A 17,639-nucleotide genomic window follows, 5' to 3' on the forward strand; every position below is an offset into this window, starting at 1 on the left:
AAGTTAATACGCTTATGCGGCACTTAATCAACGGCAGAGCCCAAAGCGTTACTCTGGGTATTTACCCCACTTCCTATTGATGAGGTAATTCACCATTCGGCGTGAAAAGCCTGTATATGGTGCACTAAGAAATGCTGTCGCTGCCCACTTTCCTTGAACCATGACTGGCCGCATCTTAGACAAACTATTAAACCCTTCTCGTCCATGATAATGCCCCATACCACTTGGTCCTACGCCACCGAACGGTAAGTCATGCTGACCTACATGCAACATGACATCATTGACCGTCACACCGCCCGACAAGGTGTTTTCCAAGGCCGTTTTTTGTAACGCTTTGTCATTAGTGAAAATATACAGCGCTAGAGGACGATCTCGTTGGCTAATAAAGTGATAAACGTCATCTAACGTCTTGTAAGTTAGAATAGGCAAAATAGGCCCAAAGATTTCACGAGTCATGACATTCTCATCTGCTGCAGGCGTCACGACTAAGTGAAGAGGAAAACGTCGACTTGCCGCATCAGGCTCACTGTCTGGGATAAGATTAATCACCTCACCGCTGCCCGTTTTCGCGAGATCTAGTGTCTCGTTTAAACGCTGGAATGACACATCATCAATCACTGACGTGTAGTCAGGGTGTTCAATGGTTTTAAAGCGCTTCTTCACAATAGACTTCGCGGACTTAATCACCGAGTCAAGCTTATCTTCTGGTACAAAGAGGTAATCTGGCGCTACACACGTTTGCCCAGCGTTATACAGTTTCCCGGTTAGGATGCGCTTCATTGCTTTTTTAATGTCGTAATCTGGCGCAATAATAGTCGGCGATTTACCACCTAGCTCTAGCGTTACCGGGGTGAGGTTCTCTGCTGCTGCCGCCATCACTTTGCGACCTGTTGCCCCTGAGCCAGTAAAAATCAGGTGATCAAACGCCAGTTTAGAAAATGCTTGGCCTGTCTCGCCTGTTTCGGCAATAAAACAAATTTCATCTTCGGTAAACGCCGTTGAAAATATCTCAGCTAAGACTCGGCAAAGATGCTGAGAATTTTCCGACATTTTTACCATCACTCGATTACCTGCAGCCAGTGCTGCCGTCATTGGCCCGATGGCAAGAAACAACGGATAATTCCATGGCACAATAATGCCCACAACACCGATGGGTTGCGGAATCACACTGTTTTTAGCGGGTTGGAACCATATCGCGGTATGACGCGACTTCGGCTTCATCCATTTCTTCAGCTGTTTACGTGCATCGACAAGGCCATCAATCGAAGAGAAAAACTCGAGCAACGCGGTTTCGGTTGAGGAACGATGACCAAAATCCTTACGAATGGCCTCGCACAGCTCCGCCTGATTTTGACGGATAAGACGCTCTACCTTGGACAAGTTACTCAGTCGTAATTCACGGCTAAGAAAAGGAGACTCTTTAAACGCTCGTTTTTGCTGGTTAAAACACGCTTGCATTTCTAATTCACTAAGCTCGACTTGGCTCATTATTCGACTCCTAATTCGATCAGTTTTTTCAATAACCGCTGACACTCTTCTAATGACATCACCTCGGGAACCGGGTACTCACCAAAGGCTTCTTTTATCGCTTGCTGCGCAATACGAGGAATGTCTTCTACTTGCAACTCTTTGACGACTTTCGGGATTGCAACACGCTCTAATAGCGCTTTAACCGCATCGGTGAATTGTGAGGATGCGCTCCCTTGCACACTGTCTTTATAGCCCAGCTCAACGGCTAGCTGTGTCAGTCGTGCGTTATCTCTTTGTTGGATCCCCTCTAGAACAAGGGGCAACACAATCGCGTTCGCTCGCCCGTGAGGCACATGATAAAACGCGCCGAGTTGATGAGCGATAGCATGCACATAGCCAATATAGGTACGTGTAAAGGCAAGTCCAGCCTCAAAACTTGCCAGCGCCATTTGCTCTCTCGCGTGGCTATTGTTGCCATCTTGGTACGCTGTTGGCAACGCGCTAAAGATCCGTTTAATCGCACTCACCGACCATTGGCGAGTTTGTGTATTCGCGTACCCGCTTAAATAAGATTCAATGGCATGCGTTAAGGCGTCAGCGCCCGTTTCTGCTGTTACCTGAGCAGGTAAACCCAGCATCAAGTTTGGATCGAGAATGGCAACTTTGGGCACCAAAAACGGGTCAGTAATAGAGCGCTTCTTTCGCGCTTTAACATCGCTTACCACCGCCGCAACCGTACACTCAGAGCCAGTTCCTGCCGTGGTGGGGATGGCAATAATAGGCATAAGACGGCGATGCACCTTAAGCAGTCCCGGTAACTTCGCCACGTCTTTATTGGTTTTGACACTCGCCGCCAACGCTTTTGCACAATCCATAGGCGATCCCCCACCAAAGGCAATAACGCTGTCGCACCCATGACTCTGGTAGTGTGTGACGCCTCGTCTCACCGTTCCGTAATCGGGATCTGGTGTGATGTCATCAAAAATTGAATAACCGATATTTGCTTCATCCAGCGTCTGCAGCAGGCTATGGAGTAAGCCGAGCTTCATCAAAACATGGTCCGTCACGATACAGGGTTTGGTCACGCCCAGTTCTTTGCATATTTTCGCAATATCATTCACCTTACCACGCCCGGAAATGCACATTGGCTGTGGAACGGGCACCATTTTAATAAACGGCTTCTTCACGGAAACCAGGCATTGGTGCAGCATAATGGCGCTCCTTTTAACAAGATGGCTGACAAGATGGCTGACAAGACAAGGTAAGATCACTCCGCTGTCTCATTTTCACGATGACGTTCTAACAACTCTGTTTTTAATGACATTCAGTTATAGAGTGATTGCTCCACATAAGCAAGATTCTCATCCAAGAGTTGAGAGTCTTATACCTACGACCTAGTGCCAGCTAAATCGTACCCGCTAACGAATAGGTAATGCCGTGGTGTATTTCAAAGGTTCCATGGCAAACGTTGAGGTTACGTTCGATAACTCATCAATACTGTTCACCAACTTCTTATAAAACTCATCAAAGCACTTCATGTCTTTCACCAGCACTTTCATCATATAGTCATACTCCCCCGCCATTCGATAAAATTCCATCACTTCGGGAAATAGCGATACCGTGTCGACAAAGGCTTTGTACCATTCATGGGAGTGGTTCGTCGTTTTTATCTGCACAAAAGCGGTAAAGCACAATCCTAATGATTCTGGATTCAGTAACGCTACTCGCTTATTAATCACACCATGATCTTCAAGCTTTTTTAATCGTTTCCAACACGGCGTCGTGGTTAAGTTCACCGCCTCAGCAAGATCATGCAGCGACAAGGTACTGTCTTGTTGCAATAAACCAAGTAGCTTCTTATCTATACTATCGATTTCCATAAAAACCTCAAAAGTAGAATAGTTTTCTCTAAAAACTCATTTATACAGTAAATATAGCAAAGTTTTTCTCTTGGTTTGTAGGTAAATTATCACCATAACGATAGCCAAGTAGGAAACCTAACTATGTGTACTGATCATCAATGGATAAACAACGCAATTCGTAAAATTGAAGCTGACTATCAACGCTCTGCCGATACTCACCTCATCAAACTCGATCTCCCAAGCATTGATGGCATCGATCTGTACCTGAAAGATGAAAGTACGCACCCTACAGGCTCACTTAAACACCGCTTAGCGCGTTCGCTTTTCTTGTACGCGATTTGTAATGGCTGGATTGGTCCAGAAACCACGGTTATTGAGTCTTCTTCAGGCAGCACTGCGGTATCAGAAGCTTATTTTTCTCGACTCTTAGGTCTTCCTTTCATTGCGGTTATGCCAAAAAGTACCGCGAGCAAAAAAATAGAGCAAATTGAGTTCTATGGCGGCAAGGCACACCTTGTTGATCGCTCAGACCAAATCTATGCGGAATCTCGTCGCCTTGCCGATGAGTTAAATGGTCATTACATGGACCAGTTTACCTATGCTGAACGTGCCACTGACTGGCGTGGTAATAACAACATTGCTAACTCTATCTTTAGCCAAATGGAACTCGAAGATCACCCGATTCCTACGTGGGTCGTGATGAGCCCAGGTACAGGTGGTACATCGGCAACAATAGGTCGTTTTATTCGCTACCAAAAACACGACACTAAGCTGTGTGTTGTCGACCCAGAAAACTCGGTATTCCATGACTACTTCAAAACGGGTAACAAACACATCACTGGCGATTGCGGTAGCAAAATTGAAGGTATTGGCCGACCTCGCGTAGAACCAAGTTTTATTCCTGGTGTTGTTGACGAAATGCGCACCATTCCAGATGCGGCGAGCATTGCCACGATTCATTGGCTTGAGAAGATTTTGGGTAGAAAAGTAGGGGCATCAACGGGCACCAACTTATACGGTGCATTGCAGCTGGCCTGTGAAATGAAAAAACGTGGTGAGACCGGCTCTATCGTGACCTTGTTGTGTGATAGCGGCGAACGCTACCTCGACACTTACTACAACCCTGAATGGGTTAAAAACAATATTGGTGACTTACAGCCTTATGCCGAAAAGCTGGAAATATTTGAAGCCACAGGTGAATGCAGCGCAGATTGTTAACGACAGTCATTTACCTAAAGGCAGCGACATGCAGTAGAAAACGTAAGCGTTTAGCCTGAAAGTACGCACAACATGCAAAAAAGGAGTGATGTTATCACTCCTTTGTATTATCTATGTCATTGGCCATGTCGTTGAGCGTTACCGACTACTTTTTATCACGGTGACTACTTTTATCACAGTGACCACTTTTATCAACGTTACTATTTTTATCACCGTCACTACTTTTATCACCGTTCCTACTTTCAATCATAATTACAGTTTTAGATCATACTTACAGCTTTCGATCATAAGTACGATTGACCTGCATTTGCGCAGCCGTAATGTACGACACTAAATCTTGATAAGATCTATCCAACTCTTCCACCACCAGCGCATCGGCAGCGTCGCTAGCGATCAGCTGCAATCCCTCATGGAACGCTTTCGCTTTCACTGAAAAGTACTCAAGCGGTCCACCGACGCTAGCTAATTGTCGCGTTTCCTCATGGTTTGCCACTACCGTGCCAAAGGTCGTTTCAAGCTCACCTAGAAGTAGCAGCGAGTGGTCACAGTTGGCACCGATTAGCTTTGAGTGTGCCGTCGTCCACATATTGGTATATTGAGCAATCCCACTTGAAGCGTAAATATCAACGGTACTCTTGTAAATAACGTCAACGGTTGTTGACGATAAAGATAATATAGATTGCGTATCTTTAACGATGTCTGCCGCGCCCTTCGACGCATCAGCGACCTGCAAAGAGACTTTTTCGATATTATCTCCAGCAAGATTGGTGCTCGATTCAATTCTTTCTACCAAGCCAGAAATCTCACTGGCCGCTTCATTCGCCCGCCCCGCAAGAGAGCGCACTTCATCCGCCACCACCGCAAAGCCACGACCATGCTCCCCCGCTCGCGCCGCTTCAATCGCTGCATTGAGGGCGAGTAAATTTGTTTGCTCGGAAATCTGATGGATAATACTAATAAACTGGCTAATATCGCTGGTTAATACTTGGAGTGCATTAACCGTATCTTTACTTTCTGCAGAAGATTGAGAGACCAAATCTAACGAGCGGTACATGTCTTCAAGCTGGCACTGTGTCGATTCAAATACCCCTAGTTTGCTCTGTAACTGGTCACTTTGCGCTATCAAATCATTATTCGCAGCTTCTATCGTACTAGCAGAACTGACAAGATGAGGAACAACCATCCCCAAGAAACGACGCGAACGCGATTTATGTTCCGTCACTGCGTGTTCTAACGCCGATACTTGATCTTGCTTCGCCGCGAGCTGCTGCTTTAACTCGGCCACTTGTAGCTGTAATGCCTCGTTTACCGCTTGTTCCGTGATTACCTGCTGCTGCGTTGCTTTTAGTTGTTTTTTTGATACCAACATAGTGTCACTTCTTCTACTGCTGTATTTCCTATATTTGCTACGCTAGCACTCGGTAAGGAATTATAAATAGCGTGAAGAGTAAGTTGTGATTACTGCCAGTCACTATACCCCAATTAGGGTATGGGCAACGTATTGTGCTACCTCTTGATGAGACCACATCATGAATTCAAACGTATCGAACACCACTAATTTACTGATATATAGACAGAAAAAACCTCTGACTAAGCAGAGGCGTAATAGGAGTGCTAGCGCGAATTATTTTTGCTTCGCTTCAAAAGCAGCCAGTTGCTCTGGCGTCGCTTTAGGTTGATGATTTTGCTTCCACTCATCATAGGTCATGCCATAAACACGCTCGCGAGCATCGTCGATGTCTAAGTCGAGCGATGCCTGTTCTGCTTCTGCTTTGTACCATTTACTGAAGCAATTACGGCAAAAGCCCGCTTGAATCATCAGATCGATATTTTGCACGTCTTTATTATTATCAAGGTGCGCAAGTAAGCGACGAAATACCGCTGCGTCTAGTTTATCTTGCTGCTCTTGAGGAAGATTTTTGTATTTAAATTCAGCCACGCGATTTCCCTTATTCTACTATTTAGTCTATCCGCCACAAACTATGGTTTATTTTCTTTACCGCACTGATATGCACTCAATTGCATTGGTAAATATTCTGCAATACCATTATTGTTTACAATTTAGATACATACAGTCAAGCACTGTTCATCATCACTGGAAGATAGACAATGAAAAAACCACTACTACTCACTCTCATGACTCTTGCTTCGTATTCTTCTTTAGCAGCAACATCCGTTGATTTAGTCAAATCCACCCAATCTTGGGATGGTACGCCGCTGCCCACTTATCACCTCACTCAACCGGAAGTGACGATAAAAGAGATCATCATTGAACCAGGAGAACGCCTACCGCTTCATATACACCCTGTCATTAATGCTGGTGTATTGCTTGAAGGCACACTCACCGTCAAACTTAAGGAAAAAGAAATAACACTTAATGCTGGCGACGGGCTCATTGAAGTGATGAACAAGCCACACTTTGGTATAAACCCAGGAACGACGCCGGCAAAAATCATTGTCTTTTACCTCGCCGAAAAAGGCGAAACGGTCACTTTACTAGAAACAGAATGATTCTTTATAAGGTCACAAATAAAGCATCATGCTTAACGAATGTTTAGCGTTAGCGTATTAATTGAATGCCGTGTCTTTCCGTAGACAAAAAAAATCGGCCTATTTTATCAATAGGCCGATTATAGCGTATTACTTAACCATGACTGGCGCGCGCTTTCACATCTTTTTGTAGCGCTTTATTCAACTCAGCTTCGACATGCCCAGGCGATTGTGTCTTCGCGGATATCAAGCGATACATCGCTGGAATCACGAACAGCGTCACTAGGGTCGCAAATGCCATCCCAAAGAAAATAACCGTACCCACAGCCACGCGACTTTCGTAGCCAGCTCCTGTTGAAACAATCAATGGTATTGCGCCTGCTAGTGTGGTGAACGCGGTCATTAAGATAGGACGCAGTCGCCTTGCTGATGCATCGACGATGGCCTGTTCGAACTCAATACCTTTGTCTCTTAGTTGGTTGGTGAACTCAACAATAAGGATGCCGTTCTTGGTCACCATACCGATTAACATGATCATGCCAATCTGGCTGTATATATTGAGCCCCTGCTGCATAATCAGTAAGCCTAGGAAGCCACCAAAGACGCCCATAGGGACGGTAAACATCACCACCAACGGGTTAATAAAGCTCTCAAATTGAGCCGCTAGTACCAAATAAGCCACTAACAATGCCAATGCAAATACGACAAAAATACTCGATTGGTTCTCTTTAAAGTCTTTAGACTCGCCAGCGTAACTGATCGAAATATCACCTGGTAGCATCTCGATTGCCTGTTGATCCATAAAGTCTAGCGCTTCACCCAACGTATACCCATCCTTAAGGTTGGCTTTAATGGTGATAGCCTTTTGCTTATTGTAGTGCGATAAACGAGTTGAGGAGGCGACTTCTTCAATATCGGTCACGGCATCTAGAGTAACCAACTCGCCAGACTGAGTACGCATGTAAATTTGGCTCAGATCGGCAGCATTGTTGAAGTTATTTTCATCCCCACGCAGGTAGACATCATATTCTTCACCGCGCTCAACATAGGTGGTCTCGCTTTTACCACCCAGCATGATTTCTAGCGTATCGGAGATATCTTCAACACTGATCCCTAGCTCCGCAGCGCGCTCTCGGTCAATGGTCACAACCAGTTCCGGCGTTTTCTCAGAGTAGTCCGTACTCGCACCTTCCATCATCGGTGACGCATCCGCTTGTTGCTCTAGTAAGTCTGCCCATTTTTGCAGTTCAGCGTAATCAGAGCCACCAATAACAAATTGTACCGGCTCGCTTGAACCACCTCTAAAGCCCGGCATAAAAGGGAACACACGAACATCAGGGATCCCGGCGAGGGCTTTACGAGCTTCTCCCAACGCTTGCGTAGCCGTTACATCACGATCGTTCCAATCTTCTAAGATCATGATAACAAAACCCGTTTGGTCACCCGCATTACCACCAAACGCTGGCGACTGGATGCTAAAGGATTTTAAGAAACCTTGTCCCAACAACGGCATTAATCGCTCTTCGACGATATCCATGTTCGCTGCCATCCGGTTATAACTGGTGGCATCTGCGCCTCGTACAAAGGCAAAGATAACCCCCCTGTCCTCTTGCGGCGTTAATTGAGCAGGCACCTGTTGCATCAACTGATAACTGCCACCAACACACGCTAAGATAACCACCGGAGCTAACCAACGAAATCGTAATGCTTGCCCAAGTGCTCGCTTATAACCGCGCTCGAGTTTTCTAAAACCTGAGTCCACCCATAGCGTAAAGCGATTTGGTTTCACGTTCGCTTTTAAAATCGAACTGCCTAATACTGGCGTCAGAGTGAGGGCAATTAATGATGAGAAGATCACTGACATTGCTAACAACACCGAGAACTCAGTAAACAGCAGCCCTATCATGCCATCCATGAATGAAATCGGTAAAAACACCATCACCAAGACTAATGTGGTCGCGATAACCGCAAACCCTACTTCACGTGTCCCTTTATAGGCCGCGAGTAATGGGGGTTCTCCTTTTTCAATATGATGGAAGATGTTTTCCACCACCACGATGGCATCATCCACCACCAAGCCAATAGAAAGGATCAGTGCCATCAGGGTGATCAAGTTGATCGAAAAGCCAAAGAAATACGCAGCAATAAACGACGCGATCAACGACACCGGTACGGTCACCGCCGGTATCAGCGTGGCTCTTGCTTGACCAATAAAGATGTATAACACCAATATGACTAAACAGCCGGTGATAAACAGGGTGCTATACACTTCAGAAATGGAGCGGTCGATAAAGACAGTTGAGTCGTAGTCAATCGCTAAGCGAGTCCCTTCAGGCAGGAACTGCTGCATACGTTCCACTTCTTTATGCACTAGGTCAGCCATTTCGAGTGGGTTTGCATCAGACTGTGGCACGATACCCATGCTGACGTTAACCACGCCATCACTCTTAAAGGTGGAATTCTCATTCTCTGCGCCGATATACACATCGGCGACGTCTTTCAGGTAAATCGGTGTATTGTCACTGGCGCGTTTCACCACCAAATATTCAAAATCTACCGGGGAGTTGTATGACCGGGCAGTACGAACCGACATCACCGTCGCGTCATTTCGCACTTCCCCACCAGGACGTTCTATATTCTCTGATCGCAGCGATGCCGTGATGTCAGCCGTCGTGACGCCGCGTCCAGCCATGTAAGCAGGCTTGAGCTTGATATACATCACTTGATATAGGCCGCCAGAGATATCGACCGAACTGACACCTGAAATCAGGCTAAATCTATCAAGAAGAACTCGGTTGGTGTAGTCGGTAAGCTGCGTTCTATCCATCACTGACGAGCTAAGATTGATATAGACCGACGCTTCGCCACTACCATTGTTTTTAAACACCAACGGATCATCAGCTTCGTCAGGCAGTGAGCGTTGCGCTCGTGCCACTGCATCACGAATATCACTCACACCGGTGTTCAGATCATAACCAAGCTCGAAGGTGACCGTAATGCGCGACATACCATTTCGAGTCACTGACTCTATTTCGTCAATACCACTAATGCCAGAAAGCTGGTCCTCAATAGAAGAAGTGATTTGGCTTTCGATAATCGTCGCGGAGGCGCCTTCATAACGAGTAGAAATAGACACGACTGGGTTTTCGATGTCTGGCATTTCGCGTACCGCGAGCTTGCTGAATGACACTAAGCCAAAGACACACAACAACAAGCTAAATACGATCGCGGCAACGGGACGTTTTACTGAAATATCAGATAAAAGCATTAACTTACTTCCTTCTCACTGAGAAGTTCAGCATTTTTGTCAACGCGCTGCGCCGTCGGTTCCGCTTTCACTTCCTGTACGGCAGATCCATCACGCATGTTAACGATACCTTGCACGACGATTCTCTGGCCAATTTCGATCCCTTTTTCAATCACCACTTGGTTGCCCACACGAGCGCCCAAAATGACCTCAGTACGGTGCGCCTTGTTATTGTCATCAATGACATAAACAAAGCGCTTAGTACCTGAATACTCGAGTGCTTGTACCGGGATGATAGGCGCTTCTATCGGAGGGAACGCCATGTTTGCCTGAGCTAACATACCGGGCTTTAATCGATTCTCTTGGTTTTCAAAATGAATACGCACGCGAAGGTTCAAGGTTTCTTGATTCACTCGCGTATCGATGGCAACAACGGCACCTTCAAATAAACGATTGCCCCACGCCGACGTTTTTGCCGTCACAAGCATGCCTTTTTCAAGCAAAGATAAGTAGTGCTCTGGAACTTGTAAGTCCAATTGCATAGTAGACAAATCATCTAATGTCAGCAGTTCTGTCCCTACGTTCACTAACTTACCGCGGCTGAAATCAATCAAGCCAACGGTGCCTGAAAACGGGGCTTCTATGTGCAAATCATTGAGCTGCGCATTCGCAGCGTCTAAACGAGCGTTGGCAATGTCTACATTAGTCTTCTGGGCATCAATTTCTGTTTTTGTTATCGCATTACTCGACGCAAGGCGTTGAAATTCAGCCAAAATACGTTTTTGGTCTCGTAGATAAGCTTTGGCTTCTGCGACAGAGGCCACGGCTTTGTCATCATTAAGTAACACCAAGACCTGCCCTTTTGGCACCTTTTCGTTCGCCGACACGCGAATTTGGTCAACGATCCCAGATACTTCAGACGCAATCACAACCGACTGATCAGCTTCTAATTTACCGACCAGAGACAGAGATTGAGAAACTTGGTGAATGGCCACTGTCTCCGTCACAACAGAAATAGCTTGTGACCCCTGAGGCCTTTTTGCGTAGCTTGCAGAAGATGCACCAAGAATAGACAGTGCTAGCAAACCGATTATTGTTTTATTTTTCATCGTATTTGTCTTTTAATATAGAAACTAAAGACATTCTATCGACTTATGAGCGATATAACGTCAAGAAGTGTAAATCCTAAACAGAGTTTTTGTTTACAAACATTGCTTCTTCACAAATACCGCAAGAAGATGAAACAAAAATGGCAAGATGAAAGAGAACAATAAGTAAACATAGCCTATTCATTACGATCAATCGCAGAAATAATTAGCATTTCCTGTAGCGAAGTGGTTAATAAATAGAGCATAAACCTGTCTTTTTAGACACCTCTGCCCAAAAAGGCATCATTCAGTTCAAAATACCAAGAAAAAACTTTACAGCTTTGTGCAGTTTGCTATGATTCGCTCCGAACTTGAGTTGCTGCTTTGGGAAAACAGCGAAACAAGTATAAAACACCCTGGAGGGGTTCCCGAGTGGCCAAAGGGATCAGACTGTAAATCTGACGGCTCTGCCTTCGATGGTTCGAATCCATCTCCCTCCACCATATTAGTTTAGTTGGCTAAGACCAAATAAACGCACTTGAGTTACTGCTTTGGGAAAACAGTGAAACAAGTATAAAACACCCTGGAGGGGTTCCCGAGTGGCCAAAGGGATCAGACTGTAAATCTGACGGCTCTGCCTTCGATGGTTCGAATCCATCTCCCTCCACCATATAAAAAAAACCGACTCTTTGAGTCGGTTTTTTTTCGTCTGAACTTTCTTATTCTCTGCAATTGTCTTACTCCCTACAAAAACATGAAAGCAAACAATCCCCTGAGCATTGAATAAGAACACCCCATTTAGGGCTATTCTAAGGCATATTTTAACTAGCTCTCGCTGTGAGTTGTCACTGTGGCTTTAACACCGAGTCAGCTAGTTCACCGCTTTCACATACGGAAGAACGCGGAATCCATCTCGAACCTTTTGGCTAGGAATATAATGACGGAATGCTAAGTTAAAGACATCAGAGTCATTAGCAGTTTCAATGTTGTTCACAGCATCCTCACCACAGCCAAAGCTGACGGTGTAACTACCATCTGCATTTCTTTCAGCCGTATTGGAACTGACATTTGCGACTTCGCCAAACATAAAACCCTGCTTGTTATATACGGTCACCGACCAGAATGCCTGATTTTGTGGGTCTTCAAATGTGGCTTGATGGCAGGTATCCGCAGGGAAATTGCCTGAAACCTCATAGATGTTATCTTCCAGTTGTGCACCACCCCAACCAATTGCGGCACCAACCGCATACTTCTCTTTAGTAAACAGTTCTTTTGAATCATCTTCAGGGCTTGTAAACATCCCAAACGTTGCTTGTGCGCCATCGCGTTTCAGTAACTTCGGCATTTCCATTTTCAGATTTTCTTCAACCTGTGCAAATGACTTCTCATCCACTTGCGGCGCAGTAAATTCACGATCAGAATTTGCATCAATCCTCATCTTGTCTTGGATTTTATGAACCTCTTCTTTACTAAAAGTGGCATCGGTACGAACAATGACATAAACATGATCACCACTATGCGTAGAGAGGTCGAAGGTGCCCGAACCATACTTCATGGGTTGAATTCGGTGATCCTCCGTAATCACTTCCATCGACATGTACTTGCCTTCTGGGATTTCGGGTAATGTAATCGTTGCGCCTTTTGATACATCAATCACTGCCATTGAATAAAAGGTATCGCGATTCATTCGCACGACGGACTGTTTATCCGTTGGTGTGAGTTCTCGCTTATGCAGAAATTTGTTCACGCCTACTAACTCTTGGTTTTTAAGATACTGACGGGATGTTTCATAGACCGCGTAATTATCAACCGTCGTGACTTTGCCGTCGTCACTGAAAAACGCCGTTAAAGTCGACACATCTTCAGCATAACAAGACAGTGAAACCGCGCTTAACCCTAATACTACTAATGCTAATTTTTTCATCGTTGGCCTCTAATAAAATCAATAACGCTAATCAACCAAAACACCGTCCATCTAAATAATTTCAATTCGTTAGCTCTAATATTGCTTAACTTGTAAACAATATTAGCAAGCAACGATGAATACACAAATGATATGAACGGATACAAGAAATGCACTAAGGTAATATCTAGTGGTGACTTTCATTCAATAAGGAAATACCATTACATTAAGTAATTTATCAGCAAAGGGACAACGACATTATTCCTCTCTCCCGTCATCAAATAAATATCGACGGTATTCAATCACATCCACATCAATGTGATTGATCTTAGCAAAGGCATCAATTTGTCTGATCGGCAAAAACCCATTGCTCTCTAGTACTTTCCGAGAACCAAGATTAGAGATGACGGCATGCGCACGCACTTCCACCAATGAGCTAGATTCTCGTAACCATCTCAGCAACTGCTTTAAGGCTGATGAGGCGATGCCTTTTTGGGTATAGTGATGGCCAACACGGTATCCAATCTCGGCGACGGTGGGTGTGCACTCCTTCACGTTGACATTCATGCGACCGCAGATTTCCCCCGTAGTGGTCTTAATTAACATCGGGAACATTAAGCCAGCACGATGATAAAGGAGAAACTCTTGCGTTTGTTCACGTACGCCCTGTAGGCTGTAAAAGTCATCACCACGAGGGGGAACGTGCTGCTCAAACCAAGCCTGATTGTCAGATTCAAATTGCAGGAGCGCGGCGCTGTCATCAAGGTGGACTAACGCAATCTGCACAGCCGTCATAAATACTCTCCTTAGAATTAGCACCGTAAAATCACGATACTATTCTAACCGTATCAAACTGCAACGTCCCGTGCACGACCTGCGCTACTTGAAAAGGCACTCGTTTACCCACGAGCGCCCATGCTCAACACCGTCCATTTCCTATTTCGATAATTTCTTAGGCAGCATGGCTAAAACCTGGCTAACCCATTTAGGTGTATACCCTGAACCTTGGCCTCCCGAGTACGCTAAAGAACCTTGCTCATCAGATTCACCCGCCTTCACTTCTTCAACAACGTCGTAAAAGTCTCGGATCATAAACTCCACTTGCTCGTCACTAATGGGATCGATAGCCAAATGTATTGCCGGTGGCTGCGCATTGCCAAGTAGGCTCCAGCCACGTTGTGACATGCCGCCAACGACCTTGGTAATGTCCAGAGTCGGCGAGTCAATAATAACAAGTGATAAGTCTGTTTTCGCGGTGCGCAAATCTTGTGATTCAGCTAGGCCATCAATAAGCATTTGCTTAATGGTCATAATGCGTTGCGCATTTTTCACATAGCCCTCTTCGCCCATATAATTCATTACCGCCCATGCGCCAGCCGTGGAGGCAAACGTACGGCTTCCACCTAGAGATTGGGTGAAATAAGGGCCACATGGCCAATCATCTACCACGGTGTAATGATGGAACTGCTCATCACCACCACGATACAGTACTGTCGACATCGGCTTAGGGGCATAACCGTATTTGTGCATATCAGCTGAAATAGAACGCACCCCAGGCACAGTGAAGTCCCAATTTGGCAAGTCATAGCCCGCTTTTTTGACAAATGGTGCCAGGTAGCCACCGACACACGCATCAACGTGAAGCCATAAGCTTTTTTCAATCGCAAGTTCAGACAACTCTTCGATACGATCATAGACACCAAATGGCCAACAAGGTGCCGACCCAATCAATCCGATGGTATTTTCGTTTATCGCCGATCTCGTTGCTGCAAGATCAACACGATTATCTTTACCCACTGGCGTTCGAATAATTTTCATCCCAAAGTACTTACCACCGCGAGAAAAGGCAATATGAGCAGAATAAGGCATGATGATTTCTGGCTCTTTAATATGCGGCATCGTTTCGCGTGCCCAATCTCGCATTGCTTTCATCGCGCAATAGATAGATTCAGAACCACCGGTCGTGAAATTCGCACGCATGTCATCGCTGCCGTGGAAGATCTCGCGAATCATTTCAATCAGCTCATCTTCTATTTGCCCTGCCGGCTTGTTCATAAAAGTGAATAAAGCATTAAACGAGAAGAACTTCAGTGCCGCTTGCTCTACAACGTCTTGGATCTCTTCGCTGCCTTTGAGGGAATACATACCAAAGCGCCCCCCATCAACGGGTACCATTTCTTTTTTTAGTTCATCTAGCTTATTTAATACCTCATTTTTACTGTATCCACTTTTTGGGAAGTACGTATTATTTTCGTTCATAATTGGCATAATTCAGACCTATTGATTCAAAAAGTGACTGCGATACCCCATCATCAGGGCGGTCAGTTTAGACGCGGTAAGTGCGGTAATATGGTTAACATCGTTTGCTGGACATAGCTCGACGATATCGAAACCACAGATATTCCCTTGCGCGACTTTGTTGAGTTGAAAAAGCAATTCCTTCTGCTGCTTGAAAGTCATACCGCCAGACTCAGGATGCGTCGTGCCCGGCACATAGATCGCGTCCATACCGTCAATATCGAGTGACACATACGTTGGGACCGTTGGATCAATCACCTCTTGCATGATTGCGGCCTCACCACGCGCATCTAATTCCGTGACAGGGACAATTCGAATACCCGCGGCTTTGGCTCGCTTAAATTCTTCTGCCGTCGAGTTTCTTGCCCCAATAACAGTAATATTTCTCACAAAAGGAAGAGTGTGGATATGAGTGGTTTGGGTGCCGTGATTAAACTCGGATGCGAGAGGCATATCGGCAAAATCAAGGTGCGCATCAAAATAGATAAAATCGATTTTATTGTGACTATCTTCAAAGCCTCGAACTAAGGGATAAGTGATTGAATGGTCGCCACCAACAGTGATAGGCACTGCCCCAGCGTTTAGGATCGCCTTAACGCTGTTGGTCATACGGGCGCGATTAAGTTCGCCTTCTCCGGGGCTAATCACCACATCACCGATATCACCAATTTTAATCCCTTCGAGCAAGGTCAGATCTTTGTCGACATCAAATAAGCCAACTTCACCAATATCAAAAAAAATGGTCACCGGATTGTCACGCAGTGCATTGGGCATCTCTGATTGGCCCGCTTGAATGTAGGGGGCAAACGTACCTTCGGCATAAGGGACACCCAACATTGCGTAGTCAAGTGATTGAGCAGATAAGTCACTAATGCGCTCTGCCCCCATAAAAGTACGTGGTGGCGCGTAAAAATTTGGAATCATCTCTGACATAGTCATACCTGTAATAGTGTCGATTTTAGTCGTGTCGTGTGCAGCCGCCGCGCTTATTAAGCTGCCGTCGTTTGAAAAGAACCGTCGTTACGTTTCATTAGGAGACTTTTCATGAGTAACGTCTCGATTTCCGTCCAATCGACATCGCCTTCTGCGATGCCCTCTAAGCGGCTTTCAGTCCAATTTTCGCTTTGTTGCTTGGGAATAAGGTTGCAGGTCTGACTCTTAGGAGTGCTGTTAACAAAACACCATCCTTGATCGGTTTTCAGAATGCCCTTAATACGCTGGTAGTCATTGTCATTTAATATCAGACTCAAGGTCTCATAGTTAAATTGGCTATCTGGATGAAAGCGCCATAAGGCTGTGGACATATTTTGATAAAACTGATCAATACGAGACCAATTGGGGTTAAACAGCGCCATGCGGTCCGTTCGCTTTAAGTGTGCTTTATTCAGTGTTGGTGGAGAAACCGACAACCCTATGTCCCCTCCTACCAACATTCGTTGCTTCCAAAGCTGGGCAGTTCGCGTTGCGAGGTTGTCCACAGTGAGCTCAGAGTTCGTACACACTAAGCCTTTCTGAGGTGATAAATGCTGCAATGCTTCAAACCAATGGGCAGTCTCTTCAGGCTTTGCAATATCAGTATGTGAAAGAGCAATAATATCAGCGCAGGCAATCGCACGAGTGGTCGCACTGTTTCTCAATGCTTGAACAACCGAAGTCTGAACATTGACCACGGCGACAATTCGTTCGAGGATTAATCGCTCAGCAAAATGATTATCGCCAAGCAGTGTGATTAAATTTAATGGATCCGACACCCCAGATGCCTCAATCACCAAACGTTCAAATGGACCCGCGACATCATCTAATAAGCTATCAATCGCCGACACTGATTCCACTTTGCCAGAGCAACATAAACAGTTGCCCTCTATGGCTTGAAATCCATCAGAGAAAGGAGATAGGACGCGACCATCAACCCTGCCTTCACCAATATCATTGACCAGTACCGCCCAAGATTGATTTGTAGGCTTGTTATAAAGCAGTTGCTGTAACAACGTGGTTTTTCCGGCGCCCAGAGTCCCAATGACAAGAGTGACAGGGATGGCTTTTGATGTTGCTGGCAACGTCAT

At 45.5% G+C, this 17,639-nt stretch carries 14 protein-coding genes and 2 tRNA genes; 4 read left to right on the plus strand and 12 right to left on the minus strand.

The genetic code is table 11. The annotated features are described in order from the left end of the window. Positions 1 to 48 precede the first annotated feature (48 nt). The 3 genes from M9196_RS15335 to M9196_RS15345 all read right to left on the minus strand — a co-directional run bounded on the left by M9196_RS15335 (position 49) and on the right by M9196_RS15345 (position 3,350). On the minus strand, positions 49 to 1,488 hold the full coding sequence (locus M9196_RS15335; RefSeq protein WP_250618410.1) for a coniferyl aldehyde dehydrogenase: 1,440 nt from the start codon (positions 1,486 to 1,488) through the stop codon (positions 49 to 51). Next, positions 1,488 to 2,681, minus strand: coding sequence for an iron-containing alcohol dehydrogenase (locus M9196_RS15340; RefSeq protein ID WP_250618411.1), 1,194 nt, complete (start codon positions 2,679 to 2,681; stop codon positions 1,488 to 1,490). The genes M9196_RS15335 and M9196_RS15340 overlap by 1 nt, the downstream gene beginning before the upstream one ends. A 207-nt stretch (positions 2,682 to 2,888) precedes the next feature. Beyond that, positions 2,889 to 3,350 carry an Lrp/AsnC family transcriptional regulator gene (locus M9196_RS15345; protein WP_250618412.1) on the minus strand — a complete coding sequence of 154 codons (462 nt, stop codon included), beginning with the start codon at positions 3,348 to 3,350 and terminating at the stop codon, positions 2,889 to 2,891. Between the two features lie 123 nt (positions 3,351 to 3,473). On the opposite strand from M9196_RS15345, the gene M9196_RS15350 reads away from it, so the two are divergent. After that, positions 3,474 to 4,550, plus strand: coding sequence for a PLP-dependent cysteine synthase family protein (locus M9196_RS15350; RefSeq protein WP_250618413.1), 1,077 nt, complete (start codon positions 3,474 to 3,476; stop codon positions 4,548 to 4,550). 271 nt (positions 4,551 to 4,821) lie between these two features. On the opposite strand, the gene M9196_RS23570 is transcribed toward M9196_RS15350, so the two are convergent. Then, positions 4,822 to 5,919: a methyl-accepting chemotaxis protein gene (locus M9196_RS23570; RefSeq protein ID WP_284677193.1), complete on the minus strand. Its 1,098-nt coding sequence runs from the start codon at positions 5,917 to 5,919 to the stop codon at positions 4,822 to 4,824. 255 nt (positions 5,920 to 6,174) lie between these two features. Then, positions 6,175 to 6,489 carry a DUF1244 domain-containing protein gene (locus M9196_RS15360; RefSeq protein ID WP_250618414.1) on the minus strand — a complete coding sequence of 105 codons (315 nt, stop codon included), beginning with the start codon at positions 6,487 to 6,489 and terminating at the stop codon, positions 6,175 to 6,177. A gap of 170 nt (positions 6,490 to 6,659) precedes the next feature. On the opposite strand from M9196_RS15360, the gene M9196_RS15365 reads away from it, so the two are divergent. After that, entirely contained in the window at positions 6,660 to 7,061 is a 402-nt protein-coding gene (locus M9196_RS15365; protein WP_250618415.1) for a cupin domain-containing protein, read from the plus strand. Positions 7,062 to 7,194: 133 nt separating this feature from the next. Here M9196_RS15365 and vexH read toward each other — a convergent pair whose 3' ends face one another. Both vexH and M9196_RS15375 read right to left on the minus strand, forming a co-directional pair. Then, positions 7,195 to 10,308, minus strand: coding sequence for a vibriobactin export RND transporter permease subunit VexH (gene vexH / locus M9196_RS15370; protein WP_250618416.1), 3,114 nt, complete (start codon positions 10,306 to 10,308; stop codon positions 7,195 to 7,197). Beyond that, positions 10,308 to 11,396: an efflux RND transporter periplasmic adaptor subunit gene (locus M9196_RS15375; protein ID WP_250618417.1), complete on the minus strand. Its 1,089-nt coding sequence runs from the start codon at positions 11,394 to 11,396 to the stop codon at positions 10,308 to 10,310. The genes vexH and M9196_RS15375 overlap by 1 nt, the downstream gene beginning before the upstream one ends. 397 nt (positions 11,397 to 11,793) lie before the next feature. Here M9196_RS15375 and M9196_RS15380 point away from each other — a divergent pair. Together M9196_RS15380 and M9196_RS15385 are read left to right on the plus strand one after the other, a co-directional pair. Next, positions 11,794 to 11,878 (plus strand) — tRNA-Tyr (locus tag M9196_RS15380). An 82-nt stretch (positions 11,879 to 11,960) separates the two neighbouring features. Continuing rightward, positions 11,961 to 12,045, plus strand: a tRNA-Tyr gene (locus M9196_RS15385). Between the two features lie 201 nt (positions 12,046 to 12,246). Here the strand turns inward: M9196_RS15385 and M9196_RS15390 are convergent. The 5 genes from M9196_RS15390 to M9196_RS15410 form a co-directional block, all read right to left on the minus strand. Further along, positions 12,247 to 13,299 carry a DUF1254 domain-containing protein gene (locus M9196_RS15390; RefSeq protein WP_250618418.1) on the minus strand — a complete coding sequence of 351 codons (1,053 nt, stop codon included), beginning with the start codon at positions 13,297 to 13,299 and terminating at the stop codon, positions 12,247 to 12,249. Between the two features lie 237 nt (positions 13,300 to 13,536). Beyond that, positions 13,537 to 14,073 carry a GNAT family N-acetyltransferase gene (locus M9196_RS15395; RefSeq protein ID WP_250618419.1) on the minus strand — a complete coding sequence of 179 codons (537 nt, stop codon included), beginning with the start codon at positions 14,071 to 14,073 and terminating at the stop codon, positions 13,537 to 13,539. Positions 14,074 to 14,214: 141 nt separating this feature from the next. After that, positions 14,215 to 15,546 carry a pyridoxal phosphate-dependent decarboxylase family protein gene (locus M9196_RS15400; protein WP_250618420.1) on the minus strand — a complete coding sequence of 444 codons (1,332 nt, stop codon included), beginning with the start codon at positions 15,544 to 15,546 and terminating at the stop codon, positions 14,215 to 14,217. 9 nt (positions 15,547 to 15,555) lie between these two features. Then, the gene (locus tag M9196_RS15405) at positions 15,556 to 16,509 is read right to left on the minus strand and encodes an arginase family protein (protein WP_250618421.1); all 954 of its coding nucleotides are present in this window, start codon (positions 16,507 to 16,509) and stop codon (positions 15,556 to 15,558) included. A gap of 56 nt (positions 16,510 to 16,565) precedes the next feature. Further along, a complete protein-coding gene (locus tag M9196_RS15410; RefSeq protein ID WP_250618422.1) occupies positions 16,566 to 17,639 on the minus strand; it encodes a GTP-binding protein in 1,074 nt (357 codons plus the stop codon).

The sequence above is a fragment of the Vibrio methylphosphonaticus genome, from assembly GCF_023634655.1.
In the GTDB taxonomy this organism is placed as follows: Bacteria; Pseudomonadota; Gammaproteobacteria; order Enterobacterales; family Vibrionaceae; genus Vibrio; species Vibrio methylphosphonaticus.

Coding starts and splice junctions, on each gene's coding strand:
- M9196_RS15335 (WP_250618410.1), bottom strand. CDS start 1,488: ATGAGCCAAGTCGAGCTTAGTGAATTAGAAATGCAAGCGTGTTTTAAC.
- M9196_RS15340 (WP_250618411.1), bottom strand. CDS start 2,681: ATGCTGCACCAATGCCTGGTTTCCGTGAAGAAGCCGTTTATTAAAATG.
- M9196_RS15345 (WP_250618412.1), bottom strand. CDS start 3,350: ATGGAAATCGATAGTATAGATAAGAAGCTACTTGGTTTATTGCAACAA.
- M9196_RS15350 (WP_250618413.1), top strand. CDS start 3,474: ATGTGTACTGATCATCAATGGATAAACAACGCAATTCGTAAAATTGAA.
- M9196_RS23570 (WP_284677193.1), bottom strand. CDS start 5,919: ATGTTGGTATCAAAAAAACAACTAAAAGCAACGCAGCAGCAGGTAATC.
- M9196_RS15365 (WP_250618415.1), top strand. CDS start 6,660: ATGAAAAAACCACTACTACTCACTCTCATGACTCTTGCTTCGTATTCT.
- vexH (WP_250618416.1), bottom strand. CDS start 10,308: ATGCTTTTATCTGATATTTCAGTAAAACGTCCCGTTGCCGCGATCGTA.
- M9196_RS15375 (WP_250618417.1), bottom strand. CDS start 11,396: ATGAAAAATAAAACAATAATCGGTTTGCTAGCACTGTCTATTCTTGGT.
- M9196_RS15390 (WP_250618418.1), bottom strand. CDS start 13,299: ATGAAAAAATTAGCATTAGTAGTATTAGGGTTAAGCGCGGTTTCACTG.
- M9196_RS15395 (WP_250618419.1), bottom strand. CDS start 14,073: ATGACGGCTGTGCAGATTGCGTTAGTCCACCTTGATGACAGCGCCGCG.
- M9196_RS15400 (WP_250618420.1), bottom strand. CDS start 15,546: ATGCCAATTATGAACGAAAATAATACGTACTTCCCAAAAAGTGGATAC.
- M9196_RS15405 (WP_250618421.1), bottom strand. CDS start 16,509: ATGTCAGAGATGATTCCAAATTTTTACGCGCCACCACGTACTTTTATG.
- M9196_RS15410 (WP_250618422.1), bottom strand. CDS start 17,639: ATGACGTTGCCAGCAACATCAAAAGCCATCCCTGTCACTCTTGTCATT.